The 24,297-nt window shown below is 71.0% G+C and carries 20 protein-coding genes and 1 pseudogene; 13 read left to right on the forward strand and 8 right to left on the reverse strand.

Features of this window, described 5'->3' with window-relative positions:
• Positions 1–8: 8 nt before the first annotated feature.
• The gene (locus ACQPWZ_RS33990) at positions 9–557 is read right to left on the reverse strand and encodes a DUF1062 domain-containing protein (protein ID WP_433573349.1); all 549 of its coding nucleotides are present in this window, start codon (positions 555–557) and stop codon (positions 9–11) included.
• Positions 558–942: 385 nt separating this feature from the next.
• On the opposite strand from ACQPWZ_RS33990, the gene ACQPWZ_RS33995 reads away from it, so the two are divergent.
• Positions 943–1,689, forward strand: a complete 747-nt coding sequence (locus tag ACQPWZ_RS33995; RefSeq protein ID WP_433573350.1) for a DUF1838 family protein — start codon at positions 943–945, stop codon at positions 1,687–1,689.
• A gap of 72 nt (positions 1,690–1,761) precedes the next feature.
• On the opposite strand, the gene ACQPWZ_RS34000 is transcribed toward ACQPWZ_RS33995, so the two are convergent.
• The gene (locus tag ACQPWZ_RS34000) at positions 1,762–4,764 is read right to left on the reverse strand and encodes a BTAD domain-containing putative transcriptional regulator (RefSeq protein ID WP_433573351.1); all 3,003 of its coding nucleotides are present in this window, start codon (positions 4,762–4,764) and stop codon (positions 1,762–1,764) included.
• A gap of 201 nt (positions 4,765–4,965) precedes the next feature.
• On the opposite strand from ACQPWZ_RS34000, the gene ACQPWZ_RS34005 reads away from it, so the two are divergent.
• The 6 genes from ACQPWZ_RS34005 (at position 4,966) to ACQPWZ_RS34030 (ending at position 10,956) form a co-directional block, all read left to right on the forward strand.
• The gene (locus ACQPWZ_RS34005; protein WP_433573352.1) at positions 4,966–6,669 is read left to right on the forward strand and encodes a glycoside hydrolase domain-containing protein; all 1,704 of its coding nucleotides are present in this window, start codon (positions 4,966–4,968) and stop codon (positions 6,667–6,669) included.
• Between the two features lie 36 nt (positions 6,670–6,705).
• Positions 6,706–7,704: a penicillin-insensitive murein endopeptidase gene (locus ACQPWZ_RS34010; RefSeq protein WP_433573353.1), complete on the forward strand. Its 999-nt coding sequence runs from the start codon at positions 6,706–6,708 to the stop codon at positions 7,702–7,704.
• A 41-nt stretch (positions 7,705–7,745) separates the two neighbouring features.
• A complete protein-coding gene (locus ACQPWZ_RS34015) occupies positions 7,746–8,483 on the forward strand; it encodes a D-Ala-D-Ala carboxypeptidase family metallohydrolase (RefSeq protein ID WP_433573354.1) in 738 nt (245 codons plus the stop codon).
• 66 nt (positions 8,484–8,549) lie between these two features.
• Complete coding sequence (locus tag ACQPWZ_RS34020) at positions 8,550–8,867, forward strand: hypothetical protein (RefSeq protein WP_340477249.1); 318 nt, start codon at positions 8,550–8,552, stop codon at positions 8,865–8,867.
• Positions 8,868–8,914: 47 nt separating this feature from the next.
• A complete protein-coding gene (locus ACQPWZ_RS34025; RefSeq protein WP_340477250.1) occupies positions 8,915–9,199 on the forward strand; it encodes a hypothetical protein in 285 nt (94 codons plus the stop codon).
• Between the two features lie 242 nt (positions 9,200–9,441).
• Entirely contained in the window at positions 9,442–10,956 is a 1,515-nt protein-coding gene (locus ACQPWZ_RS34030; RefSeq protein WP_433573355.1) for a SpoIIE family protein phosphatase, read from the forward strand.
• 13 nt (positions 10,957–10,969) lie between these two features.
• Here the strand turns inward: ACQPWZ_RS34030 and ACQPWZ_RS34035 are convergent, their stop codons facing one another.
• Positions 10,970–11,848: an alpha/beta fold hydrolase gene (locus tag ACQPWZ_RS34035; RefSeq protein ID WP_405575022.1), complete on the reverse strand. Its 879-nt coding sequence runs from the start codon at positions 11,846–11,848 to the stop codon at positions 10,970–10,972.
• Positions 11,849–11,961: 113 nt separating this feature from the next.
• Here ACQPWZ_RS34035 and ACQPWZ_RS34040 point away from each other — a divergent pair, with 113 nt between their 5' ends.
• The gene (locus ACQPWZ_RS34040; protein ID WP_433573356.1) at positions 11,962–13,971 is read left to right on the forward strand and encodes a BTAD domain-containing putative transcriptional regulator; all 2,010 of its coding nucleotides are present in this window, start codon (positions 11,962–11,964) and stop codon (positions 13,969–13,971) included.
• 24 nt (positions 13,972–13,995) lie between these two features.
• On the opposite strand, the gene ACQPWZ_RS34045 is transcribed toward ACQPWZ_RS34040, so the two are convergent.
• Complete coding sequence (locus tag ACQPWZ_RS34045; protein ID WP_433573357.1) at positions 13,996–15,102, reverse strand: AI-2E family transporter; 1,107 nt, start codon at positions 15,100–15,102, stop codon at positions 13,996–13,998.
• 248 nt (positions 15,103–15,350) lie between these two features.
• On the opposite strand from ACQPWZ_RS34045, the gene ACQPWZ_RS34050 reads away from it, so the two are divergent.
• On the forward strand, positions 15,351–15,926 hold the full coding sequence (locus ACQPWZ_RS34050; protein WP_433573358.1) for an AMIN-like domain-containing (lipo)protein: 576 nt from the start codon (positions 15,351–15,353) through the stop codon (positions 15,924–15,926).
• A gap of 165 nt (positions 15,927–16,091) precedes the next feature.
• The gene (locus ACQPWZ_RS34055) at positions 16,092–16,286 is read left to right on the forward strand and encodes a hypothetical protein (RefSeq protein WP_340477255.1); all 195 of its coding nucleotides are present in this window, start codon (positions 16,092–16,094) and stop codon (positions 16,284–16,286) included.
• 99 nt (positions 16,287–16,385) lie between these two features.
• On the opposite strand, the pseudogene ACQPWZ_RS34060 reads toward ACQPWZ_RS34055, so the two are convergent.
• The 4 genes and pseudogenes from ACQPWZ_RS34060 to ACQPWZ_RS34075 form a co-directional block, all read right to left on the reverse strand.
• A pseudogene (locus tag ACQPWZ_RS34060) lies at positions 16,386–19,012 on the reverse strand (SpoIIE family protein phosphatase).
• Positions 19,013–19,354: 342 nt separating this feature from the next.
• Positions 19,355–19,966: a DUF402 domain-containing protein gene (locus ACQPWZ_RS34065; protein WP_433573359.1), complete on the reverse strand. Its 612-nt coding sequence runs from the start codon at positions 19,964–19,966 to the stop codon at positions 19,355–19,357.
• Between the two features lie 170 nt (positions 19,967–20,136).
• Positions 20,137–21,099, reverse strand: coding sequence for an alpha/beta hydrolase (locus ACQPWZ_RS34070; protein ID WP_433573360.1), 963 nt, complete (start codon positions 21,097–21,099; stop codon positions 20,137–20,139).
• A gap of 86 nt (positions 21,100–21,185) precedes the next feature.
• Positions 21,186–21,503, reverse strand: coding sequence for a putative quinol monooxygenase (locus ACQPWZ_RS34075; RefSeq protein WP_433573361.1), 318 nt, complete (start codon positions 21,501–21,503; stop codon positions 21,186–21,188).
• A 192-nt stretch (positions 21,504–21,695) separates the two neighbouring features.
• Here ACQPWZ_RS34075 and ACQPWZ_RS34080 point away from each other — a divergent pair, with 192 nt between their 5' ends.
• The 3 genes from ACQPWZ_RS34080 (at position 21,696) to ACQPWZ_RS34090 (ending at position 24,256) form a co-directional block, all read left to right on the forward strand.
• Entirely contained in the window at positions 21,696–22,598 is a 903-nt protein-coding gene (locus ACQPWZ_RS34080; protein WP_433573362.1) for an AraC family transcriptional regulator N-terminal domain-containing protein, read from the forward strand.
• A 167-nt stretch (positions 22,599–22,765) separates the two neighbouring features.
• Positions 22,766–23,521 carry an SDR family NAD(P)-dependent oxidoreductase gene (locus ACQPWZ_RS34085; RefSeq protein WP_433573363.1) on the forward strand — a complete coding sequence of 252 codons (756 nt, stop codon included), beginning with the start codon at positions 22,766–22,768 and terminating at the stop codon, positions 23,519–23,521.
• Positions 23,522–23,605: 84 nt separating this feature from the next.
• The gene (locus ACQPWZ_RS34090; protein WP_433573364.1) at positions 23,606–24,256 is read left to right on the forward strand and encodes a hypothetical protein; all 651 of its coding nucleotides are present in this window, start codon (positions 23,606–23,608) and stop codon (positions 24,254–24,256) included.
• Positions 24,257–24,297 lie beyond the last annotated feature (41 nt).

Below are 24,297 nucleotides of genomic sequence, written 5' to 3' on the forward strand. Positions count from 1 at the left end.
CGACGGGCTCAGCGCTTCAGTGTGAAGGTGAAGTCGCCGGAGAGCTTGCCGCCCAGCCGGACAGCCGACACGAGCTTCCCCTCCGTGATCAGCCTTTCCACCTCGGCCCGCGAAAGACCGCAGCCTTCAGCGATCAGTCGCACCGGCCGGACGGGGATCCGGGCCGCAAAGCGGACCGAGATGTCGATCACCTCGCGGTCCAGGTGATCCGATCCGCCGGTGTCGAGGCGCCAGGCGTCGTCCCAGTCGAGAGCGATGCGACTACGGTGCTGCACGAGCGGATCCTGGAGCAGCTCAGCTGTCAGACCAGGGTCGTTGTCATGCAGCCGGTCCAGCAGCTCAGGCCGTACGGAGCGCACATTGACCCGCTCCAGGACCGTGAGCTTCGCCGTGTCCCCGCAAGCGGTACAGAGCACGAGGAGCCAGGCGTCGATCACCTTGTGGTTCGCGTTGACGCGGAATTTTCCGCTTGCCCGGAAGCGCTCTGACGCGCACGCGTGGCATCGGCGGAGGACAAGAGGCAGGCAGGTGGGCATGACCACCCAGTTGTTGAGCACAGAAGTACACCGGTTTCAGTGAGAAGTCCGCAGCAAAAAGGAGCGCGGCGCACATGCGCGACGCGCGACGATTCAGCGCTCGGGAGGTCTCACAGGGTGTACAACGGCACGTCCTTGCCCAGACGACTTGGTTCGGCAGCACGCTAGTGGTGCGCAGCGGTACTGCTCCACCGGTTTTCGGGCCCGAGAGTTCGCACTCGGGCGATCTCATCATCCCCAGCCGCCCCCGACCACCCTGGTGACCAGGAACGAGTCCCGCAGCGTGCGCGACCCTGGCGCGATCGCGTCGGCTCTCCTGAGGGCGGGGGCCGCCGGGGCCGACCTGGATGATCCGCCGGCCGACCCGCGTGTTTCCTCGCGGTGGCGGCGGCGCAGGGTAGTCCGTATGACCACACCCGCAGAGCTGTTCCGCTCCTTCGCCCGCACCCGTGCTTCGCTCGATGGCACGGAGGTGACCTTCTGGTGGTCCGGCGACGTGTACTCCTGGGCTCCCGACGAGCCCTACCGGCGTGTCTTCGGCTTCGAAGGGCTCAACGTCGCCCGCCTGGTCGAGGACCCCGACGCCGGACCGGACGCCTGGCAATTGCTCACCCGCGAGGCCGCCTTCTACCTGGACCCCGCGACCCGCGAGATCCTGGAGACCTGGGAGGGCCAGCCGGTCGTGCACGTCTGGAACGATCCGGCCAACCAGCGGTGGCGTCCCTTCCCGATTCCGACGACCGAGCTCGGCGGGCAGGTGTGTTACAGCCTGGAGATCCCGCTCGCCTACCCCTCACCGCTGCCGGTGGCCCAGTACCCCCTCCACTCGGCCGGCGACACGTACAAGGCCCTGGAGCTCTTCCAGTTCTTCGCCGACCGCGCCGACCTGGCCGGCCCCGCGCCCAGCGTTCCGGCCACCATGTCGTGGAGCCGTATGTCCCCGTGGCTCCCCTGGATGGCCCGCGGACAGCGGCCCGGCGGCCTCACGTTCCACTGCCGGGGCCGCAAGCTCGGCTCGTACACGGAGGTCCCCGAGCGCACCCGTGCCTACATCGCCGACCGTCACCCGGAGTTCGCCGCGGCCCCGGATAAGTGGAGCGAGCCGAACGAGACGAGCTGGACGTACTTCCGCAAGCTCAACCCACCGGCGTAGGCGGCAGGTTGCCCCACGGCTCGTCCTGTCCGGCGAGTCCGCGCCGTCGCCCGCGTGAGCGCCGCGAGCCCCTCATGGCGCGGCCGCCGGTGCCAGGTGCCCGCCCAGCCGGCGCCGGGAGGGAGTGAGCGCCGGGCGCAGGTCGGGGGAGAGGCCGAGGGAGGCGCGCAGGGCCGTCGCCTCGTGGCGGGCCCGCTCGCCGGCGCCGTCCTCCTCGTGGATGTCGGCGAGGACGTCGAGCGTACGGGCGGTCCAGTACGGCGAATCGAGCCGCCGCCAGATCGCCAGCGACTGCCGGGCGCTCTCCATGGCCGCGGGCCGGCGCCCCGCATGCAGGTGCAGATCGGCCAGCGCCCGCAGGGTGATGGCCTCCCCGAAGCGTTCGCCGAAACGGCGGTACGCGGCCAGGCATCCGTCGAGGATGCCCTCGGCGCGTTCCGTGTCGCCGTGCACGTCGGTGAGGTGGCCCAGCCACTGGAGGACGTGCACTTCGCCGACATGGTTTCCCTGGCCGGTGGCGATCCGGTGGGCCGTCTCCAGTCGTTCCCGGGCGCCGGCGAGCCGGCCGACGGCGAGTTCGACGAGGCCGAGGCAGCGCTGTGCGGAGAACTCGCCCCGGCGATAGCCCGCGGTGCGCGAGAGCATGAGTGAGCGGCCGAAGGCGATACGGGCCGCGGCGGTCTCCCCGCGTTCCAGATGTACGGTGCCGAGCGCGCACAGCGCGTAGGCCTCGGCGCGCGCGTTGCCCGTCTCCCGCGCGGCCGATATGCCCTGTTCCAGCCGGCAGGCCGCCTCCCGGTACCGGCCGCGCAACCGCAGCAGGACGCCGAGGCCGACAGCCGCTGCCGCCTCGCCCGGGTCCGGTCGGCCGCGCAGGGCATAGGCGTCCAGGGACCGCTGGAAGCTGGTGATGGCCTCGCTGTAGCGGTCCTGAGCGGTGTTGAGTTCGCCGAGCCCTCGGTGCATGACGGCCTCGCCGAGCCGGTCGCCCGCCGCGCGTGCGGCCGCCAGCGCCGTCTCGTGGGTGTCGCGCCAGTCGTCGAAGCGGGCTGCCGACTCGAAGGAGTCGGCGAGTGCGGCGGCGAGCCGCCACGCCGTACCGGGCTCGGCCTGGCGTACCAGCGCACAGACCGTGGCCCGTTCCGCGCTCAGCCAGGCGAGCGGCCCGGCCGGCAGCCGGTCGGCTGCGGGCGGGTGCCAGGTGGCCGGCAGTGTCGGCACGGGGCCTGCGAAGCCGGAGGCGAGGGCCCGGTCGGCCCGTTGCGCAAGGTGCAGATAGGCGGTGCAGACCCGGGCCAGCGCGGCCCGTTGCTCGTGCGGCTGCTCGTGCGCGGCGGCCTGCTCCTGCGCGCACAGCTGTACGAGGTTGTGCATACGGAAGCGGGGTTCGCCGGTGGCGTCGGGCCCGGCGACCTCCAGCAGCCGGTTGTCGACGAGGCGGTCCAGGGCGCGTTCCGCCTCCGCGGGCCCGCAGTCGAGGAGCGCGCCGACGACCCAGCCGGGAACGGTGGCGGCGGAGAGCAGGCCGAGTAAGCGGAAGGCGCGTTCCGCGCTCGGTTCGAGGGCCGCGTAGCTCAGCGAGACGCTGGCCCGTACCGCCAGGTCTCCGGCGATCAGCTCGTCCAGGCGCCGCCGTTCGTCCGAGAGGGCATCCGCGATGCGGCCGGCGGAGAGGTGGGAGCGGGTGGCCAGCCGTGCGCCGACGATACGCAGCGCGAGGGGCAGGTTTCCGCACTGGCTGACGATGCGCGCGGCGGCTCCGGGGGAGCGCCGGGTGCGGTCGTCGCCGACCGCGCGGGCCAGGAGGGTGTGTGCCTCGTCGTCGGGGAGCAGCCCGAGGTCGAGCCGGCGTGCGCCTTCCAGGCCCGCCAGTGCGCTGCGGCTGGTGGCGAGGACGGCACTGTCGTCGGTGCCGGGCAGCAGCGGGCGCACCTGTCGTTCGCTGTGGGCGTTGTCGAGGACGACGAGGACGCGGCGGTCGGCGAGTTCGGCCCGGTAGCGCCGCGACCGTTCCGCGAGCCCGTCGGGGATGGCGCCGCCGCTCACCCCGAGGGTGCGCAGCAGCGAGAAGAGGATGTCGCCGGGCTCGGCCGGATGCTGTGCGGAGGTGCGCAGATCGGCGTAGAGCTGGCCGTCGGGGAACGCGTCGCGCAGCAGATGCGCCGCGTGCACCGCGAACGCGCTCTTGCCGGCCCCGGCGACACCCGTGACGACGACGATGCGCGGCGCCCCCGCGGCCGGGCCGCCGAGCAGGCCGAGCGCCTGGTCGAGGTGGGCTTGCCTGCCGACGAAGTCCGGCACGGCGGGCGGCAGTTGACAGACCGTCCTGGTGGTCCGGGGCTCGGTGTCGTCGAGTACGGCCCGCAGCGCCTCCTGGAGCACGGCACCCGGGGCGACGCCCAGTTCCTCGTGGAGGAGGCGCCGTGCCGAGGCGAACGCGTGGAGGGCGTCCGATCGGCGCCCCGAGCGATGCAGGGCGATCATCAACGTGGCCCACAGGGACTCGTGCAAGGGCTGTTCGGCGAGCAGGGCACCCAGTTCGGCCGCCACCTCGCCGTGCATGCCCGCGGCGAGTTTGGCTTCGGCGAGAGCCTGGCGTGCGGTCAGCCGGCACTCCTCCAGCCGTGCGGACTCGGCCAGCACCGACGTGGTGGGCAGGACGTCGCCGAGGGCCCGGCCACGCCACAGCCCCAGGGCCTCGGACAGGAGGCGCACGGCCTCCTCCGGCTGCCCGCCGGCCAGTGCGGCGCGCCCGGCGGATGTGAGGGTGGCGAACCGCTCCGCGTCCGACTCGCCCGCGCGCAGGGAGAGTTCATAGCCGCCGGACCGGGTGAGCAGTCTGCCCTGCGCCGTTCCGAGCAGCTTCCGGAGCCGGTGCACGTACACCTGGAGGGACTTCGCCGCCGAGCTCGGGACCTGATCGCCCCACAGCTCGTGGATCAGGGAGTCGGCGGAGACGAAGTGGTTGGCGTCGATGAGCAGGAGTCCCAGAACCGCACGCTGTTTCGCCGCGTTCACGGACGTCCACCGCGTGCCGTCGAAGACTTCCAGCCGCCCGAGGATTCGGTAACGCATCACACCGCCCAGGTCGTGCTCGGATCGTGCGGCCGTGGCCCGGGACTGCCCGCCAGTGGCCGATGTGAGCATGCCAAGCCGCGCAACCGTCGCGCAACCACCGTGCTACTACCGCCCGGTAGACACAGGTCTCTACTTCCGTGAACCGGCAGGAGACCGCTGATGGAACCGCGTTCAGTCAGGTGCCGACGTCTGTGGTCGGTGGCAGTGACGCTCCTGGCCCTGGTGGGCGGGGTGGCTGTGGCGCCGGCCGGGGCCGATCCGGTGAACAGGGGTACGCATACGGTCGGTTACCACGGATACGAGATCGAGGTACCGGACAGCTGGCAGGTCGTCGACCTCACCGAGCAGCCCGACGCGTGCATCCGCTTCGACCGCCCCACGGTCTACCTCGGCCGCCCCGGTGCACGCAGCAGCTGCCCGGCGCACCTCGTCGGGCGAACCGCCGGCCTGCTCGTCGAACCGCTCGACGCCTCGTCCGCGCAGCGGATCACCGGCACCACGGCCCGCGCGGTCGGCGGTACGGCCGTGGCCCCGGCGGCCGTGTCCCGCAATGCCGAGATCAGGGTCGCCGTCGAGGACGCCGGAGTGCTCGTCACCGCGGCCCACACACCCGAGACCGAGCCGGCCGTACGCCGCGTCCTCGACTCCGCGACGCTGGCCGCCGGAGCGGAGCGAACCCCGGTGCCGAACCGTGCCGATGCCACACCCCTGGCCGCCGCCGGACCCCAGCCCGGCACCTTCGCAGGCAAGGGCTTCGACGCCTGCGCCGCGCCCTCCGCCGCCACCATGAACGCCTGGTACGCGAGCTCTCCCTACCGCGCCGTCGGCGTCTACATCAGCGGAGCGACCCGGGCCTGCGGACAGCCGAACCTCACGGCGAACTGGGTGACGGACCAGACCGCCAAGGGATGGCGGCTCATACCCATCGACGTCGGCAAACAGGCCCCGTGCTCCACCTTCTCCAACAAGATGTCCACCACGCCGGCCACCGCCCGGTCCCAGGGGTCCGCCGCGGCCGACGCCTCCGTGGCCGCCGCACAGTCGCTCGGCATTCCCGCGGGCAGCGCCCTCTACAGCGACATCGAGGGCTATCCGTCCACCGCCTCGTGCAAGGCATCCGTGCTGTCCTACCTGTCCGGCTGGACGGATGCGCTGCATGTCCGGGGCTATCTCTCCGGCCTCTACTCCAGTGCCTCGTCGGGCATCCGGGACGCGGCCACCGAGTACGACAACGGCGCCTACAGCCGTGTCGACCACATCTGGTACGCCTGGTGGAACAACGCCGCCGACACCAACACCGGCACGTACGTCCCCGCCGGTTACTGGGCCGACCACCAGCGCATCCACCAGTACGCGGGTGACGTCTCCGAGACCTGGGGCGGCGTCACCGTCAGCATCGACCGCAACTATCTCGACGTCCGTACCGCGACGACGTCACCCACGGGCTGTACGACCACGAACCTCAGCTTCACCGCGTATCCGACGCTGACGTCCGGCTCCACGGGCAGCCGGGTCAGCGCCGCGCAGTGCCTGCTCAAGAGCGCCGGACACGACCCGGGCGCCGGCACACCCACCGGCACCTACGACGCGGGTACGGCGGCCGCCGTCCGCTCCTTCCAGACCGCTCGCGGGCTCCCCGGCGACGGCATCACCGGGCCGAAGACCTGGACGGCCCTGCTCTCCCGGGGCTCCAGCCCGGTCATCCGCACCGGATCGACCGGAGAAGCCGTGACGCGGATCCAGCGCGCCCTCACCGCCGCGCTCGGCCGCACGGTCGGCATCGACGGCGCCTTCGGCACCGGCACGGAGTCGGCCGTGCGCGACTACCAGTCCTCCCGCGGACTCTCCTCGGACGGTATCGCCGGCCCGGCCACCTGGTCGGCCCTCCAGTCAGGGAAGTAGGGACACCCCATGCAGCCCCTATGCACGGCTCGCGCCATGAAGCACAGGCTCCCTGATCGCGGCCGACTCCCTTGGCGGGCTTGGCTGTTCATCGCCGCCGCGGTCCTCCTTCTGACCGGTGTCGGCGCCCCCGCCCACGCATTCCCCCAGGCCTTCACACCGACACAGAGCGTCGGCAACCGAGGAGCCGACGTCGTCGCCCTTCAGCACCTGCTGACCGCGCACGGCCGGAGCCAGACCGCCGACGGGATCTTCGGCTCCGGGACCACCGGCTCCGTCCGGGCCTTCCAGAGCGCCGAGGGCCTGGGCGTCGACGGGATCGTCGGACCCGCCACCTGGGCCAGGCTGTTCGTCACCGTACGGGGCGGCGACACCGGACCCGCGGTCAAGGGCGTCCAGTCGCTGCTCAACGCCAAACGCAGCGCCGGGCTGACCGTCGACGGGAGCTTCACCGCCGCAACCACCGCTGCCGTCAAGGCGTTCCAGACCCACGGAGGACTCACTGCCGACGGCATCGTCGGGCCGGACACCTGGAAGAACCTCCTGTGGCACTACGAGAACGCCGCCTTCGGCTCCGGCAGCGGGCTCTGCGACGTCGACCCGGACGGCAACACCACCGCCAACTGGGCCACGGCCGCCGCCGTCGCCCAACTCGAAGCCGCAGCGGCGTCCTTCGCCGCCACCGGCAACGGCAGGATCCCCGTGGGCGACGCCGGCTTCGAACACGGCGGAGCCATCAACGGACATGCCAGCCACCGCGTCGGCCTCGACATCGACCTCTGGCCGGTGCGGACGGACTCGGCCCAGTGCACCGGCTCGCGCATCACCTGGCAGTCCGCCACCTACGACCGGGCCGCCACCCGCGGTCTCGTCCAAGCCGTGCGCGCCGCCGCCCCCGGCCACGTCGCGCTCGTCTTCTTCAACGACCCACAGCTCATCTCCGAGGGCCTGACCACGCAGTACGCCGGACACGACAACCATCTGCACGTCCGGTACTGCGAAAAGGTCCACCCCAACAGCCTCTACGTCTGCTGAATCCCGTCCCCCCCCGCACGTACTTCGGACCTGGAGGTCCCATGCCCCACCGCATCGTCAGATCCGTCCTGGCCCTGGTCCTGCTCGCGGCCGGTCTGCTCGCCGGCTCGCTCGTCACCGCGGGATCGGCCCACGCGGACGGCTGTTACACCTGGAACCGCACCCTCTCGCAGGGCGCATCCGGCGCCGATGTCACCGAGTTGCAGATCCGCGTCGCCGGATATCCCGGCTACGGAGGCGTACTCGGCATCGACGGTGATTTCGGCCCCGCCACCAAGGCGGCCGTGACCCGGTTCCAGCAGGCCTACGGCCTGCCCGCCGACGGGATCGCCGGCCCCGCCACCTTCGAGCGGATCTACGCCTTGCAGGACAACGACTGCACGCCGGTGCACTTCTCCTTCGCCGAACTGAACACCTGCAACACCACCTGGGCCGGTGGCGCGGTCTCCGCCGGCACCGCCAAGTCCAACGCCCTGCGCACGATGTGGAAGCTGGAGGCCATGCGCCACGCACTGGGTGACCAGCCCCTCCGGGTCACCAGCGGATTCCGTTCCACCGCCTGCAACGACGCCGTCGGCGGCGCGGCCGGCAGCAGGCACCTCTACGGCGACGCGGCGGACCTCGGCGCCGGCCCGCACACGCTGTGCAAGCTCGCCCAGCAGGCCAGGAGCCATGGATTCAACGGCATCCTCGGCCCGGGCTACCCCGCCCACAACGACCACGCACACGTCGACCACCGGCCGTCCCGCTTCTGGTCCGCGTCCTCCTGCGGCATCTGACCGCGCCGACCCGGACACCCGTCCGTCTCCTCGAAGCACCCCACCCACTGCTCAGGGAGCTCGTGCATGAAGACCATCGGACAGGCCGCCGTGGCCTGCGCACTGGTAGCGGGATCACTCGTCGCCACCTCGGCCACGGCGCACGCCGACCCCACCACGCCGGACCACGCCGTCATCGTGTGCGACAGCGCCAGTTTCTACGACAACTACGACAGCGCGCACGGCCCGACCGGCCTGAAGCGCACCCTGCTGCGCGGCAACAAGGTCGGGCACACCCGTGGAGCGCACCCGGTCTACAACGGCTGGGCGGCCACCTTCGACTTCGGCCCCAACGACTGGGGCTACGTCCGTCAGGAATGCCTCGGCGGCTTCGGCTCCTGGTAGTCCCCCCGGCGTTCGAGCAGCCCCCGGCACCCTCGAAGGAGTCACTGATGAAACGCACCCCCCTGCGCGCGGCCGCCGTCCTCGGCCTCGCGCTCGCCGCCGCCCTGACCGTCACGCCCGCCCAGGCCGCGAACGGGACCGTCGGCGAACGCGAGACTGTCTGCGCCACCGATCTCTTCGTCCGTGTGACCGCACCGCACGGAGCGTGGATGGGCACGCTCTACCGGGGCCAGACCTTCCTCGTCGAGAAAGTGAACGGGGACTGGGTCTACGGCTTCGCCTACGGGGACATCAACCGGCGGGGCTGGGTCCAGAACGGATGGTTCTGCTGACCGGTGTCCGCATGGGCCACCGGCGTGCAGCCTGCTGATCCCGGTCACCGACGGTGATGATCGACAGGGAGCGGCCCCGGTCTCCGGGGCCGCTCCACCCACGTTCCGGGGGCTCGCGACGGCCGCCAGTGCCGAAGCTGCCCATTGAGGGGGACGATAGAGGTGGCAAAGACGGGCAAACCGGGCCCCGGCCCGGACCGGCGCCCTGCCGGTGGCGGTGCATGCGGAGAGGAGGGCCTGGAATGGGTGCAGCCGAGTCTTTCCGGGCCGGTCCCTACACGGGGATAGCCCCCAGCGACGCAACGGGTGGCCTCCTCGATGTCCTGAACGTGGCGGCGGTCCTCCTCGACGACGAGGGCAGGATCGACCTCTGGAGCCCGCAGGCCGAGCTTCTCTTCGGCTACACCGCGGACGAGGCCCTCGGCAGATACGCGGGCCGTCTGCTGGTCCACGAGGAGCAGCGGGAGACGGCGGTGGGGATGTTCGCCCACGTCATGGAGGCCGGCGAGAGCTGGGCCGGGGTCTTTCCGGTCCGGCACAAGGACGGCAGCACCCGGCTGGTGGAGTTCCGCAACATGCGGCTGCTGGACGACCAGGGCGACTACTACGCCCTGGGGCTGGCGGCCGACCAGACAACGCTGCGCCAGGTCGAACGGGATCTGGCGCTCTCCAACCGGCTGGTGTCCCAGTCGCCGATCGGTCTGGGTGTCCTGGACACGGACCTCCGGTATGTGTCGGTCAACCCGGCGGAGGAGCGGATGAACGGCGTACCCGCCGCCGACCACGTCGGCCGGCACGTCCATGAGGTCCTGCCGTTCCTGGACGACTCCTTCGAAGGGACCATGCGCAAGGTCCTGGTCACCGGTGTCCCCGTCCTCGACCAGTACACCAGCGGCCGCACGCATGCCGATCCGGACCACGAGCACGCCTGGTCGATCTCCTTCCACCGGCTCGAAGCACCCAACGGGGAGGTGCTGGGGGTGGTGACCTCCAGCGTGGACGTCACCGAGCGGCACCGTGCCGTGGAGGAACAGCGCCGTACCGTTCTCACGCTCCAGCGCAGCCTGCTGCCTCACCCGCCGCCGAAACGGCCCGGCCTGGCCATCGCCGCCCGCTACCAGCCCGCCCAGAAGGCCAGCGAGATCGGCGGCGACTGGTTCGACGTCATCCCGCTCGCCGGTGACAAGACCGCCCTCGTCGTCGGAGATGTCATGGGCAGCGGCGTCAATGCCGCGGCCAACATGGGCCAGCTCCGCACCGCGACCCGCACCCTCGCAGGCCTCGACCTCGACCCTGCCGAGGTCCTCCGGCATCTCGACCACATCACCGACGAACTCGAGCAGGACACCATCGCCACCTGCGTCTACGCCGTCTACGACCCGCACACCGCGCAGTGCCGCATCTCCCTCGCAGGCCATCTGCCACCGGCCGTCCTGCGCATCGACGGACGGCGCGAGCTCCTGGACCTGCCCACCGGCACTCCGCTCGGCGTCGGTGGGAACCACTTCCACAGCACCACGATCGACCTCGGCCCGGGTGACCAGCTCGTCCTGTACACCGACGGGCTGGTCGAGAGGCGCGACACGTCCATCGACGAGTGCCTGGCCAAGCTGCTGGGACTGCTGGACGACCCCCACCGCTCGCTGGACGAAACCTGCGAGCTGCTCCTGAGCACGCTGCGTCACGCCGGCGACCACGACGACGTCGCGCTGCTCATCTCCCGGGTCCTTCCCTCCCTGCACAGGGGCGACAGCTGATCCGTGGCCCGTCTCAGCCGGTCATGAGCGCGCGAAGTTCCCGGGCAACCTCCGCCGGCGCCTCCTCCGCCATGAAATGGCCGTACGCGACGGAGGTGTGCCGTAGCCGCGGTGCCCAGTCACCCCACAGCGCTGCGGCGTCGAAGCCGAGTGCGGCGCCCCAGTCCTGCTGGAGGACGCCGACCGGCATCGTCAGCCGGCTGCCGCTGTCCCGGTCGGCCCGGTCGTGCTCGATGTCGATGCGTGCGGAGGCGCGGTAGTCGGCCACGATCGAGGGCACGGCGGCGCGGCAGGCGTCCAGATAGGCGGCGCGCACGTCGGCGGGGACGGCCCCGGCGTCGCCGGCCCAGGTGTCGAGGAAATAGCCGAAGAAGGCGTCCGGGGCGGCGGCGATCATGCGCTCGGGCAGGCCCTCCGGCTGCGCCATCAGATAGAGGTGGAAGCCGACCGCGGCGTCGACACCGCGCATCACCTCCCACATGTCCAGCGTGGGCAGCACGTCGAGACATGCCAGATGAGTGATCGTCTCGGGATGGTCGAGCCCTGCGCGGAAAGCGACGAGCGCTCCGCGGTCGTGCCCGGCCAGAGCGAACCGCTCGTGCCCCAGGGCACGGGCCAGGGCCACGATGTCGGCGGCCATGGTGCGCTTGGCGTAGACGGTGCCATCGGTCTCCACCGGCTTGTCGCTGGCTCCGTAGCCGCGCAGATCGGGGCAGATGACGGTGTGGTCGGCCGCGAGGTCCGCGGCGACATGCCGCCACATCAGGTGGGTCTGCGGGAAGCCGTGCAGCAGGACGAGCGGACGTCCCGAGCCGCCGACGGCGACGCTGAGGGACACACCGGCGCAGACGGGTACGCGGTCGTAGGTGAATCCGGGAATGACAGGCGCCATGGGGGTGCTCTTTCGGTCGGCGAACCAGGTGCTCCGAGCCTCCCCGCGGCGGATGAGCATCCGATGAGCGCGCTACCGTGACCTGGGGCGATGCCCCGGAAGGGCGGTCATGCGTGCAGGTCACGTTCGGGGTGCTGGGGCCGGTGGTGGCGTGGGACGGCGCCGCAGACGCGGTTGAGCTCAAGGGGCCGCGGCACCGCGCCGTACTGGCCCGGCTGATCGTCGCCCGCCGCCGTGTCGTCCCGGTCGCCCGCCTCGTCGAGGACCTGTGGGCCGAACCGCCGCCGGGAGCCGTGGGAGCGGTACGCACCTTCGTGTCCGCTCTGCGGCGCGGACTGGAACCGCAGCGCCCTCCCCGCACCCCGGCGAGGCTGCTGGTCACCGAGGGCCCCGGGTACGCGCTGCGCGCGGAGCAGGACGCCGTGGACGCCTGGCGCTTCGACCGGGCCGTCAGCACTGCCGCGACCCTGCCGCCCCAGCAGGCTCTCGCCCGGCTGGACGAGGCATTGACGTGGTGGCGCGGTCCGGCCTACGCCGAGTTCCCCGACGAACCGTGGGCCCGCACCGAGCGCTCCCGGCTGGCGGAGCTGCGGCTCCAGGCCGCCGAGAGCCGCGCCGAGACGCTGCTGGCTCTGGGCGCTGCCGCGCGTGCCGTGTCCGACCTGGATGCGCACGTCAGCGAGCACCCCTGGCGCGAGGACGCGTGGAGACTGCTTGCTCTCGCGCTCTACCGCACCGGCCGCCAGGGCGACGCACTCGCCGTGCTGCGCCGGGCCCGCACCCTCCTCGTCGAGCAGCTGGGGGTGGACCCGGCCCCGCGGCTGCGCCGTCTGGAGGCGGACATCCTCGCCCAGGCTCCTCATCTGGACCCGGCGGCCGGGTCGGGCGGTCCGGCCGGCCGGGTATGGGCCGAGGTGGCCGCCGACTACGACCGCACGGTGGGCCCCGGCGCCCGCGCCCGACTCGAGTCGACCGTGAGCCTCCTGCGGAATCTCGCCGTCACGTCCGGAGGCGGGTTGCAAGCAGCCCGCCGGCATCGCGTGGCCGCCATCGCGGCGGCTGAGGAGTCCGGGGACGCGGAACTGACCGCCCGTGTGATCGGTGCCTATGACGTGCCCGCGATCTGGCCCCGCGTCGACGACCCGCAGCAGGCCGCACAGGTCGTCGCGGCAGCCGAACGGACGCTCGCGGCCCTGCCGGAAGACGCTCACCCCGCCTCGCGCGCCCGCCTGTTGGCCACGATCGCTCTGGAGACGCGCGGCACGGGTCCGGGGCGCCGCCCCGACGCTGCCCGGCAGGCGGAGAAGATCGCCCGGCGGCTCGACGACCCCGCGCTGCTCGCTTTCGCCCTCAACGCCGTGTTCATGCAGTCCTTCGACCGCACAGGTCTGGCCGGGCGCCGGGCGGAGACCGGAGACGAACTGGTCGCCCTGTCCGCCCGGCACGGTCTGGCCACCTACGAGGTACTCGGACACCTCATCGGCATCCAAGCACGCGGCGCCCTCGGGGACTTCGAGGCCGCTGACCGGCATGCGGCCGCCGCCGACCGCCTGGCGGAGCGTCACGAACTGCCCCTGGTGGGCGTCTTCACTCAGTGGTACCGGGCGCTACGGCTCGACGCGACGGGCCGGGCGCGGCCGGAGGAGGTGGAAGCCGCCTATCGCGCCGCCGCCGCGCGACTCGACGGCGCCGGCATGCCCGGTCTGGAACAGGGCCTGTTGCCCCTCACTCTGCTGTGCCTGCGGCTGCGTGCGTCCCGGCTCGCGCCGGCCGACGACCTGTCCGCCACTCCCTTGCCTCCGGCCGAGGACCGGACGGACTGGGGGCCCTACGAACCGTGGGCGCGTCCCCAGGTCCTGCTCGCCCAGGACCGCCGCGACGAGGCCGCCGCGGCGCTGAGCAGACTTCCCGACCCGCCCCGCGATCTGCTGTGCGAGGCACTGTGGTGCCTGGCGGCGCGCGCCGCGCTCGCACTCGGGGACCGGACGACGATGGAACGCGCGTATGCGCAACTCCTGCCCGCCGCCGGGGAACTGGCCGGGGCCGGCAGCGGCATGCTCACCCTCGGCCCGGTCACGCGGTATCTCGACGCTCTCGCCGCCGCCCTCGGGCACGCGCGCTGACACGCCGCCCGCGTGCCGCAGCCGCTACGACGGGACGGCGGCGGGGTCGTCGGCCGTCGGAGCCGGCGGCGGATCGCTGAGCTGCTCGCGCACGTAGTTCCAGACCACCGCGATCAGCGCGGCCGCCGGTACCGCGAGCAGACTGCCCACGACTCCGGCCAGGTTGCCGCCGAGCGCCACGGCCACCAGCACCATCGCGGCGTGCAGGCCGAGCCCACGGCTCTGGATGATGGGCTGGAACACGTTCCCTTCGAGCTGCTGCACCACGATGATGATCGCCAGCACGATCAGCGCGTCCGTCAGGCCGTTCGACACCAGCGCGATGAGCACCGCGACCAGCCCCGCGAACAGGGCACCCACGATGGGGACGAACGCCGAGACGAAGGTCAGCACCGCGAGCGGAAGCACCAGCGGAACTCCCACGATCCACAGGCCGAGGCCGATGAAGACGGCGTCCAGCAGACCGACGAGCGCCTGGGAACGCACGAATGCGCTCAGGGTGTCCCAACTGCGCGCGGCCACGGTCGGGATGTCGGTGGCGAGCCGGCCGGGCAGCTGACGGGTGAGCCACGGCAGGAACCGCGGACCGTCCTTGAGGAAGAAGAACATCAGGAAGAGCGCCAGCACGGCAGTGACCACACCGTTGAACACGGTGCTCACTCCTGTGACGACCGTGGAGGTGATGCTGCCGATGCTGCCCTGAAGGCGTGCCACCCCGGAGTCGAGGGCCTTGGTGATCTGGTCGTCGCCGATGTTCAGCGGCGGCCCGGCGGCCCACTCGCGCAGCTTCGCGATGCCATCGACCACACCGTCGGTCAGCTCGCCGGACTGGGACGCCACCGGCACCGCGATGAGCGCCGCAACTCCCACGGCGACGAGGAGGAACAGCACGGTGACCACCGACGCCGCCAGAGCGGGTCGCCACCCGTGCCGGCGCAGGAACCGCGTCAGGGGCCACGTCAGCGTGGTGAGGAACAGGCCCACTATGAGGGGCCAGACGACCGACCACATACGGCCGAGCACCCACAGGGCCACCGCGGCCATGACGAGGACCAACAGCAACTCGGCGGACACACGCGCCGACGTCCGGAGCGCGGCGGCGGTTTTTCGGGAGCTCAACCTGGCAGACATGGGGTCACCCTATGGGTACTCGCCTCGCACTTCAGTATCCGCTGCCCCTTCCGAAACAGCCCTGGGTCGGCTCGTCGCAGAGCGGTCCCTGCGAACGGAGTTGCCGCTCGTCCTCATCCCTCCCGGAGAGGGGCGAGAGGACAGCTTTGGGCCTCTTTGTGGCTGAAAGCTGCGAGTTGCGCAACGTACGCGCCGTTCATACGTCTCACAGGGCGTACGGGCAACTCATCGATGTGGGGGAGCAGATCATGCGGAGTTACTGGGCAACAGGCGTGGCACTTGCGCTGGCGGGTGCGGGACTTGTGGCAGCGGTGGGACCGGCGGGAGCCGCGACACAGCCGGCATCGGGCGCCGCGTCGCCGACCGCGTGCTCGACGGTGTGGGGCAGTACCGTCAAGCAGGCCCTCGACACGGACTCGAAGCCGCTGCGAAACGTGACGACGTCCCGGGGCGAGTGCTACGACCGCATGGTTTTCGACGTCAAGGGAGCCACGGGCAAGCTCGGCTACTACGTCGGCTACGTCGACGCGTTCCACCAGGACGGCTCCGGCGATCCGATACCGGTCGGCGGGGGCGCCATTCTGGAGATCTATGTATCCGCCCCGAGCTACGACCCGGTGACGCTCCGTCAGACCTATGGCGGACGGGCCGCGAAGCCTCTGCCGGGCGTCGACGTGACCGGGTACAAGACGTTCAAGGACACCCGGTTCGGCGCGAGCTTCGAAGGACGCACACAGATCGGGCTCGGTGTCCGGGCGAGGCTCCCGTTCCGGGTGCTGCAGTCCGGGGACAAGCTGATCGTGGACGTGGCACACAAGTGGTGACCCGCGCTGCTGCGAACCGGAGGCGTGATGCCCCCCGTGCGCCGCGGAGCGGGGCAAACCTCCCGCGCGCCCGCATCACCGGAGTGGAGTAACAAAAGGCGCCCGTGGGTGGCGGACATGGTGGCATGTAGGTGAAGAGTGCTGCCTAGCCAGAGGAGCCGAGGCATGTACGAGATGTGGGCCGGAGCCACTGCCGCAGGTGAGGATCCCGCCTGGCACGTGCTGGCGCCGGACAAGACCAAGACGCTCTGTGGCCTTCGACGGTCCGAGGACCAGGAGGAGTACTCGACAGAACGGCACTGCTTTCCGTGCATGACCGCCTTCCAGCACGTCATCGAACCACCTGAGCGTGTGCGGTGAGCTGACCGCACCTGGATCGTGTCCGCAGGAGCGCCGGCAAGGGATGTCCCCCCGCCCCGGCGCTCCTTCGGTGCGGAAGCCGCCTCGACGCGATGCCGCTCACCACGAGATGGCGTCCAGGAGTTGGTCCACAGCAGGCTGCGGCGCGTCGAACAGCGGCTGTTCGGTCCAGATGACCTTCCCGGCCGGCGTGTACCGGATGCCCCACCGCCGGGCGAACTGGGAGACGAGGAACAGCCCGCGCCCGCCTTCGTCCGTCGTCGCCGCATGGCGCAGATGCGGGGCGGTGCTGCTGCCGTCGGACACCTCGCAGATGAGGCTTCGCTCGTACAGGAGGCGCACATGGACGGACCCCGCCCCGTAGCGGACCGCGTTGGTGATGAGCTCGCTCAGAATCAGCTCGGTGGTGAAGGCGATGTCCGCCAGCCCCCACTCCTCCAGTTGCCGGCCGCACGCGGCGCGCACGGGAGAGACCGCTGAAGGATCCAGTGGCAGATCCCATTCCGCGATCCGCCAGGGTTCGAGCAGGCGGGTCCGGGCCACCAGCAGGGCGATGTCGTCCGTACGGTCCGGCACCACCATGGCCCGGACGACGGCCTCGCACATCTCCTCGGGCGTCCGGTCCCCGCCTTCGGTCAGCGTGCTGCGCAGGAGATGGAGGCCGGCGTCGATGTCGCGGTCCCGGTGCTCGACGAGGCCGTCGGTGAACAGGACCAGCCCGCTGCCCTCGGGCAGCTGAAGTTCGACGGTCTCGACCGGCAGGACGCCGACTCCGAGCGGCGGAGACACGGGCGCGTCCGGGAGGAGCTCCACCGTGCCGTCGGGACGGACCAGCGCCGGAGCGGGGTGCCCGGCCCGTGCGAGACAGCACCGGCCCGTGACCGAGTCGTAGATCGCGTACAGGCATGTGGCTCCCGTGATGCCGTCGCCGCCTTCCTCCTCCTCGATACGGGTGACCAGCTCGTCCAGGTGTCCCAGGATCTCGTCGGGCGGCATGTCGAGCGTGGTGAAGTTGTGGACCGCCGTGCGCAGACGGCCCATGGTGGCCGCGGCATGCATGCCGTGTCCGACGACGTCACCGACGACCAGCGCGACCCGAGCACCGGGAAGCGGGATGACGTCGAACCAGTCGCCCCCCACCCCGGCGTGCGCGGGCAGATAGCGGTGGGCCACCTCCACGGAGTCCTGTTCGGGCAGCACGCCGGGCAGCAGGCTGCGCTGAAGCGCCACGGCGAGGGCGTGTTCGCGCGTGTAACGCCGGGCGTTGTCGATGGCCACGGCGGCACGCGCGGCAAGTTCCTCGGCGAAGGACAGATCCTCCGGCTCGAACGGCGCGGCGTCCTTGGTACGCCAGAAATTGGTGACCCCCAGGACGACACCCCCGGCTCGCAACGGCACCGTCACGAGCGAACGGATTCCGTAGGCGAGGGCCGCTTCCGCCCCGGGGGATCCTGGGCACGCCAGCCGTGCGCCACGGTCAGGTCGGCCTCCCGCACACCGTGACCGCTCGCCAGAGCCGCGGCCATGGGGGTCGTGGGGATGTCGAACCCGATGACGTCGCCCACCGGCTGGAACGGGCTGTCGGCGCGGCGACCGCTCAATGCCGCACGCCGCAGATCCGTGTCCACACGCCCTGGCTCCTCGCCGCGTACGACGCTGTCCAGCAGCTCCACCGTCGCGAAATCCGCGAACCGGGGGACGGACACCTGAGCCAGTTCCTCGGCGGTCTGCCGCACATCCAGTGTGGTGCCGATCCGGACCCCCGCTTCGTAGAGCATGCCGAGCCGCTCACGAGCCACCCTCGCCGTGCCGGTCAGGGCGCTCAGCTCGGTGGTGTCACGCAGCGTGGCCACCGTGCCGGGCACGCCCGCACGAGGTGCAGTCGGCCGTGTGTTGACGGCCAGCAGACGGTCTCCCGCGCGATGTACCTCGTCCGTCACCTCTCGGCCGGAAGCGAGCAGTTCGGCGATGTCGCCGTCGAGGCCGAGATCGACGATGCGGCGCCGTTCCGCACCCACGGGAATCTCCAGGAGCTTGCGCGCCTCATCGTTGGCCAGCACCAGCCGGCCGTCGCTCCCGATGATGAGCACGCCCTCGCGAACCGCGTGCAGCACGGCGTCGTGATGCTCGTACATGCGGGTCATCTCGGTGGGGCCGAGGCCGTGGGTCTGGCGGCGCAGTCGCCTGCTCACCAGCACGGCGCTGATCGTCGCCAGCGCGAGTGCGGCGGCGGCGGAGCCGAAGAGGACGGGCATCTGACGGTTCACATAGGCGCCGATGTGCTCGATCCGGACACCGGCGGCCACAAGACCGACGACGGTGCCGTCGGCATCGGTCACGGGGACGACCGCGCGCGCCGCTTTGCTCGGGTCTCCTCGGAAGATCTCGGTGAAGGCTTCCCCGGACGCGGCCCGGTCGATCCCTTCGGCCCGCAGACCGATCAGTGTGCGATCGGAGTCGGCGAGGCGGATGCCCGACGGGTTCATGACCGAGACGAAGTCCACGCCCGAGCCGTGCCGTGCCTCTTCGACATGAGGCTGCAGAGCGTCGGCCGGTGCCCCGGATCTCAGTGCCGCCTCGGTGCCCGGAGCGTCCGCGAACGACTCTGCGGCCGCGAGCGAGCGGTTCTCGGCGTTCTGCTGGCCGTCGTGCTGCGCTTCGAAGGAGAGCGCGGCCACTGCGCCCGCGATCAACACGGCGGCGACGACGATCTGAAGGATGAGCACCTGTCCGGCGGCGCTGCGCTCACCGAGGAAGGCACGCAGCCCGCGCCGCCGTGATCTCCCGGGCGCCGAGGACGAGTTGGCCGAAGAGGCGCTCCGCGCGTGCTGTGCTGAGCGGCGCACGGTGCGCCTGCCCCAGAACCGAGCGACCGACGAGCGGAGCGAGGAAAGCGCCGAGCGAAGGGGAGAATTTCCCGTCATGCCCTTTTTGTAGCACTGAGCTGCTCACATATCGCCCTGACGAGGAGGGGCGGAGGCCTCTCTTTCCCTGGCACACGGGTGCGGCCGGTCCCGGCGCGCGGGTGTACCCGGCCGCGCGGGAGCGCAGGGCTCCTGTGGACCGAGTCAGATGCCGGGGTCCGTCACCGTGACATTCTCCAGGGCCAGCGGCCCGGGCACCTCGACCGCGGTCGGAGGCTGCCAGTCGCGCCACTGCTCCCACCAGCAGTCACTGGTCTCGATCAGCCGCACGACCTTGTCAGCGGCGGCGCGTACCGCCTCCGCCTCACCGGGGCCGAAGCCGCCCGCGCGCACCCGCTCCTCGAAGTGGTCGACGTCCTTCCACACGAAGGGGGAGCCGTCCGCCGGGATCACCAGGTCGAGCTCCTGGTCGAGGGTGTCGAAACCGCGCTCGGTACGTCGCACGGGCCGTTGGAAGTTGACGTACCAGTCCTTGAGCGCGGCCCCCTCCCAGCGCGCCCAGACCGCGTATCCGTCGCCCGCACGCTGCAACTGGAGAACCCCGCTGGACTGCCAGGAGTGGTCGAAGTCCACCCACGGGTGCAGCCCCCAGGAGAAATCGCCGCGGCCGAAGGTCAGCGGCGTCCCCTGGGCGAGGTACACGGCAAGAGTGCGGCCGTCGTCGGCAACCACGCGTACGGGGTAGACCAGCCATTCGCGATCATCCAGCATCTCGCGCCGGACGACGACCTGACCTGCGGAAAAGCGGGGTTCCATGCGTTTCACCCTAACGTCGGAGGGCACGGCGTATGCCCCGGCCCCCACCACCTCTCGCGTACGGCTCCGTCCCACTGCGGCCGAGTAGGAGGATGGAGACGAGGCCCTCGGATGTGACGGCCCGGGGGCCTCACCAGCGGGAACCGGGGCGCTCTCCTCGGCGACGCCCGTCACGCGTGGGTGGTCAGCACCCTGGCGAGCCAGTCCCTGCGCGTCCTGCGCGCCGCCGCCGACACCCTCACCTGCGGATACAGCGCGTCGAAGCCATGGAAGCCTCCCGCCCAGACATGCAGTTCCGCCTGGCCGCCGGCCGCCCAGATCCTCGTGGCGTAGTCGACGTCCTCGTCGCGGAACACCTCGGCCGAGCCCGCGTCGATGTAGGTGGTCGGCAGGCCCGAGAGATCGTCCGCGAGCGCGGGGGAGACGTAGGCGGGCACATCTTCCTCCGGGAGGCCGCCGCGTACGGATCGCCATCCGAACTCGTTCATCTCGCGCGTCCAGACGCCGGGCCCGCCGGAGTACTGCCGGCTGGAGGTGGTGATGTTGCGGTGGTCGAGCATGGGGCAGATCAGCATCTGGGCGGCGATCGGCACAGTGCCGAGGTCGCGGGCCATCAGCGCCGTTCCGGCGGCGAGGCCTCCGCCCGCGCTGGCACCGGCGATCACGACACGAGTGGGATCCACGCCCAGATCCTCGGCGTGCTCGAAGATCCAGAGCAGGCCCTGGTGGCAGTCGTCGACCAAGGTCGTGCCGGTGGCCTCCGGCGCCAGCCGGTAGTCCACGGAGATGATGACGGCGCCGAACGCGGCGAGCCACTCCAGCGGGATGTCGATCTGCGAGAAGCGGTCCCCCATGACCATTCCGCCGCCGTGCATCCAGTAGACGCACGGAGCTTTCGTCGGGCGACGGGCCCCTGCGGGGCTGAAGATCGACAGGGGGATCTGCGCGCCGTCGCCGCTGGGAACGGTGGCCTCACGTCGCGCGACCGCGCGGCCTTCGAGGAGTGTGTCGACCGGCGTGGAAGGGAGGTCCCGCAGTTGCGCGAGCACCTCCGGGCCGAGCTCGGAGGGGAGTGCCATGTCGGCCAGCAGCGCTCGGAGTTCGGGGTCGATGTCGGGGCGTGCCTGGGTCACGGCGGGTCCTTTCAGCGGGACTGGTGCGAGGCGGGGGCGGGGCGGGGGCGGCAGGTCGATGGCGAACGATGTGACGATCAGCGCGCTCAGAACGCGGCCTTGCCGTGGACCGGCACCTGGTCGGTGTACTCGGGCTCCTTGAGCAACAGCCCTTCGATCTGCGACACGACGCTCTGAGCGGCCTCACCGGCGAAGAGCCGGTGGTGGTCCTCCTCGCTGGTCCAGCCCTCGGTGATGTGGACGACGTCGGGCTCGGACGCCGAACGGCAGACCAGATAGACGACGCAGTACTCGCTCGCGCCGGGGCTGCCCTCATGCAGGCCCGTCAGCAACAGGTCGACCAGCTGGTCGCTCATTCCGGGCCTGGCGGTCAAGGTGGCATGAAATCCATAGGCGGCTGTCACGGCGACTTTCCTTTTCACGAGAGAGAGGTGGCCTTTTCGTCCAGGACACGGAGCCGGTCGTCTGCTCCGTGGAATTCACTGGTTCCATTCAAGCCGTGGGGGCCGGAAAATCGACACATCGATCCTCGCGCTCCCTTGCACAATCCTCCTCCGATCAGGAACACCCGACCGGCTGTGTGCTGCAATGGAGACATGTACCTCGACGAGCTCCGCAGCTTGCTGGTCCGGCACGCGCGGCCCGACTGGACCACCGCGATCGACGGCGTCCTCATCTCGCGAGTCGAACGGTCGGACCCGCCGTCCCTGTCGATGTCCGGCACGGTGCTTGCGGTCATCGCCCAGGGCGCCAAACGCCTCGCGCTGGGGGAGCGGGTGTACGAATACCGTGCCGGTCAGTACCTCGTCACCTCGGTCGACCTGCCCGTCACCGGGCACTTCGTGGATGCCTCCCCGGAGCACCCGGCACTGGGCTTCGGGCTCACTCTGGAGCCCTCCGCCGTCGCTGAACTGCTGTTGCAGGCCGGACCCGGAGACATCCCCCGCGCCGGCGGCGGCGCGTCGCCGGGCATCGCCGTCAGCGACGCTCCGGATGCGCTTCTCGACGCGGTGATCCGGCTTCTGCGCCTGCTCGACGAGCCCCGCGACCGAGCGGTGCTCGCACCGCTCGTCAAGCGCGAGATCCTGTGGCGGCTGATCACCGGCGAACAGGGAGGCATCGTGCGCCAACTCGGCCTGGCCGACAGCAGTCTCAGCTACATCGCGCGGGCGGTGCGGTGGATCCGCGAACACTACGCACAGCCGTTCCGGGTCGAGGACGTCGCGCAGCTGGCCGGCATGAGCGTCTCCGCCTTCTATCGCAACTTCCAGGCGGTGACCGCGATGAGCCCCATCCAGTTCCAGAAGCAGATCCGCTTGCAGGAAGCCCGACTGCTGCTGGCCACCCGCGCCCACGACATCACCGGCGTCGGTCAGAGCGTCGGCTACGACAACCCCTCGCAGTTCAGCCGTGAATACCGCCGTCAGTTCGGCGCACCCCCCAGCCAGGACGCCGCCCGCCTGCGCCGCTCCGTGAGCCCCGCCGCCATCGTGCCCTGAATCTCCCGTGGGACGGGCCACGATGGACGCTCAGTCCTCACCACGAGAGGATTGTGCAGCGAAGCGAGAGAATCAATATTCTCTCCATCCCTTTCCGAGTGCTTCCATGAATGAGTCGGATTCCCGCACCGAGGAAAACGAATCCATTCATCACCAGGAGGCACACCATGAAGGTCGCCATTGTCACCGGCGGAAGCTCCGGAATCGGTCAGAGCGCGGCAATACAGATCGCCGAGCGGGGCGTCGGAGTGATCCTCACCTACAGCGGCAACCAGCAAGGAGCCCTCGACACCGTGGCGGCGATCGAGAAGGAGGGCGGCACCGCTGTCGCGCTCCCGCTGGACGTCGGCGACACCGGCGGCTTCCCCGCCTTCCGCGCCTGCGTGGTCGACGCGCTGCGCGACACCTGGCAGCGCGACACATTCGACCACCTCGTCAACAACGCCGGCTTCGGGCAGATGGCGATGTTCGAGGACACCACCGAGGAACTGTTCGACCGGTTCACGCGCGTCCTGCTCAAGGGGCCGTACTTTCTGACCCAGACGCTGCTGCCGCTGATGGCCGACGCGGGTGCCATCGTCAACACGTCCAGCAACTCGGCGACCTCGGTCGCGGAACCCGGCTACTCGGCCTACGCGACGATGAAGGGCGGGCTGAACGTGCTGACCCGCTACATGGCAAAGGAGTTCAGCACACGGGGCATCCGCGTCAACGCCGTGTCGCCGGGCTCCACCCGCACCCGCATCTCCGGCAACGCCTTCGAGAAATTCCCCGAGGTGATTCCGGCACTCGCCGCGAAGACCGCGCTCGGCCGCCTGGGAGAGCCCGACGACGTCGGCATGGTGATCGCCGGCCTGCTCTCCGACGAGAGCCGTTGGATCACCGCGCAGAACATCGACGTGTCGGGCGGCTTCAACCTCTGACCGCCCGGGGTGGGATGCGTTACCGGACGCGATTCCCGAACCCCGGGGCCAGGAACTGCGGTGATGATCCATGATGGGTCAGCCATGCCGTGGACCAGCCGTACTCGCGCCGCGCGCCGCATCGGTCAGGAACCGATCAGCGGCGCGCCGGTGTGTGCCGTCCGGGCGGGGGTGTTCGCCGGCATCGGTACGGTTCTGGCGGTCACGGGACATCATCTGGTCTCGGGACATCCGGTGCCGTGGCGGGCCGTGCTGCTCGCCGGCGCGCTCCTCTTCGTCCTGGCCCTGCCGCTGGTACGGTCCGCGCGCTCGCTCCCGACCGCGCTCCTGGCCACCGGGGCAGCCCAGCTGGTCCTGCACTTCTGGTTCCTCCGCTTCGTCGGGCACGAACCGGGCCACGGGGCACATGCGATGGCCTCGCACGACGGTCCCGGCGCGGCATGGCAGGCCACTCACCACGATCCTGCGATGACGACCGCGCATGTCGTGGCCGCCCTGTCGGTGGCCTGGTGCCTGCACCGCGCGGACACCGCGAGCCGCCTCGTGGGACGACTCCTGATCGAGGCGCTCGGCGGCATCGTCCTGAGGCTGGTACCGGCCACCGGCCTCCCCGTCGTAACGCGCGCTGTGCCGCCGGCACGGACGCGGGCACCGTCGCAGCCGCGTACATCCCTGGTGCTGGCGCACGCCGTTGTGCGCCGAGGCCCCCCGGCGGCGTTCGCTCTCGCCGTCTGACCTCGGGGCGTGTTTCCTGCGCGCCCGCCAGCCTCAACCCA

Source organism: Streptomyces sp. CA-251247 (assembly GCF_050952975.1).
GTDB classification, from domain to species: domain Bacteria; phylum Actinomycetota; class Actinomycetes; order Streptomycetales; family Streptomycetaceae; genus Streptomyces; species Streptomyces achmelvichensis.

Excerpts from the sequence above, each read along its gene's own strand:
- ACQPWZ_RS33995 (WP_433573350.1), top strand. The coding sequence starts at position 943 with ATGACCACACCCGCAGAGCTGTTCCGCTCCTTCGCCCGCACCCGTGCT.
- ACQPWZ_RS34000 (WP_433573351.1), bottom strand. The coding sequence starts at position 4,764 with ATGCGTTACCGAATCCTCGGGCGGCTGGAAGTCTTCGACGGCACGCGG.
- ACQPWZ_RS34010 (WP_433573353.1), top strand. The coding sequence starts at position 6,706 with ATGAAGCACAGGCTCCCTGATCGCGGCCGACTCCCTTGGCGGGCTTGG.
- ACQPWZ_RS34015 (WP_433573354.1), top strand. The coding sequence starts at position 7,746 with ATGCCCCACCGCATCGTCAGATCCGTCCTGGCCCTGGTCCTGCTCGCG.
- ACQPWZ_RS34020 (WP_340477249.1), top strand. The coding sequence starts at position 8,550 with ATGAAGACCATCGGACAGGCCGCCGTGGCCTGCGCACTGGTAGCGGGA.
- ACQPWZ_RS34025 (WP_340477250.1), top strand. The coding sequence starts at position 8,915 with ATGAAACGCACCCCCCTGCGCGCGGCCGCCGTCCTCGGCCTCGCGCTC.
- ACQPWZ_RS34030 (WP_433573355.1), top strand. The coding sequence starts at position 9,442 with ATGGGTGCAGCCGAGTCTTTCCGGGCCGGTCCCTACACGGGGATAGCC.
- ACQPWZ_RS34035 (WP_405575022.1), bottom strand. The coding sequence starts at position 11,848 with ATGGCGCCTGTCATTCCCGGATTCACCTACGACCGCGTACCCGTCTGC.
- ACQPWZ_RS34045 (WP_433573357.1), bottom strand. The coding sequence starts at position 15,102 with ATGTCTGCCAGGTTGAGCTCCCGAAAAACCGCCGCCGCGCTCCGGACG.
- ACQPWZ_RS34050 (WP_433573358.1), top strand. The coding sequence starts at position 15,351 with ATGCGGAGTTACTGGGCAACAGGCGTGGCACTTGCGCTGGCGGGTGCG.
- ACQPWZ_RS34055 (WP_340477255.1), top strand. The coding sequence starts at position 16,092 with ATGTACGAGATGTGGGCCGGAGCCACTGCCGCAGGTGAGGATCCCGCC.
- ACQPWZ_RS34065 (WP_433573359.1), bottom strand. The coding sequence starts at position 19,966 with ATGGAACCCCGCTTTTCCGCAGGTCAGGTCGTCGTCCGGCGCGAGATG.
- ACQPWZ_RS34080 (WP_433573362.1), top strand. The coding sequence starts at position 21,696 with ATGTACCTCGACGAGCTCCGCAGCTTGCTGGTCCGGCACGCGCGGCCC.
- ACQPWZ_RS34085 (WP_433573363.1), top strand. The coding sequence starts at position 22,766 with ATGAAGGTCGCCATTGTCACCGGCGGAAGCTCCGGAATCGGTCAGAGC.
- ACQPWZ_RS34090 (WP_433573364.1), top strand. The coding sequence starts at position 23,606 with ATGCCGTGGACCAGCCGTACTCGCGCCGCGCGCCGCATCGGTCAGGAA.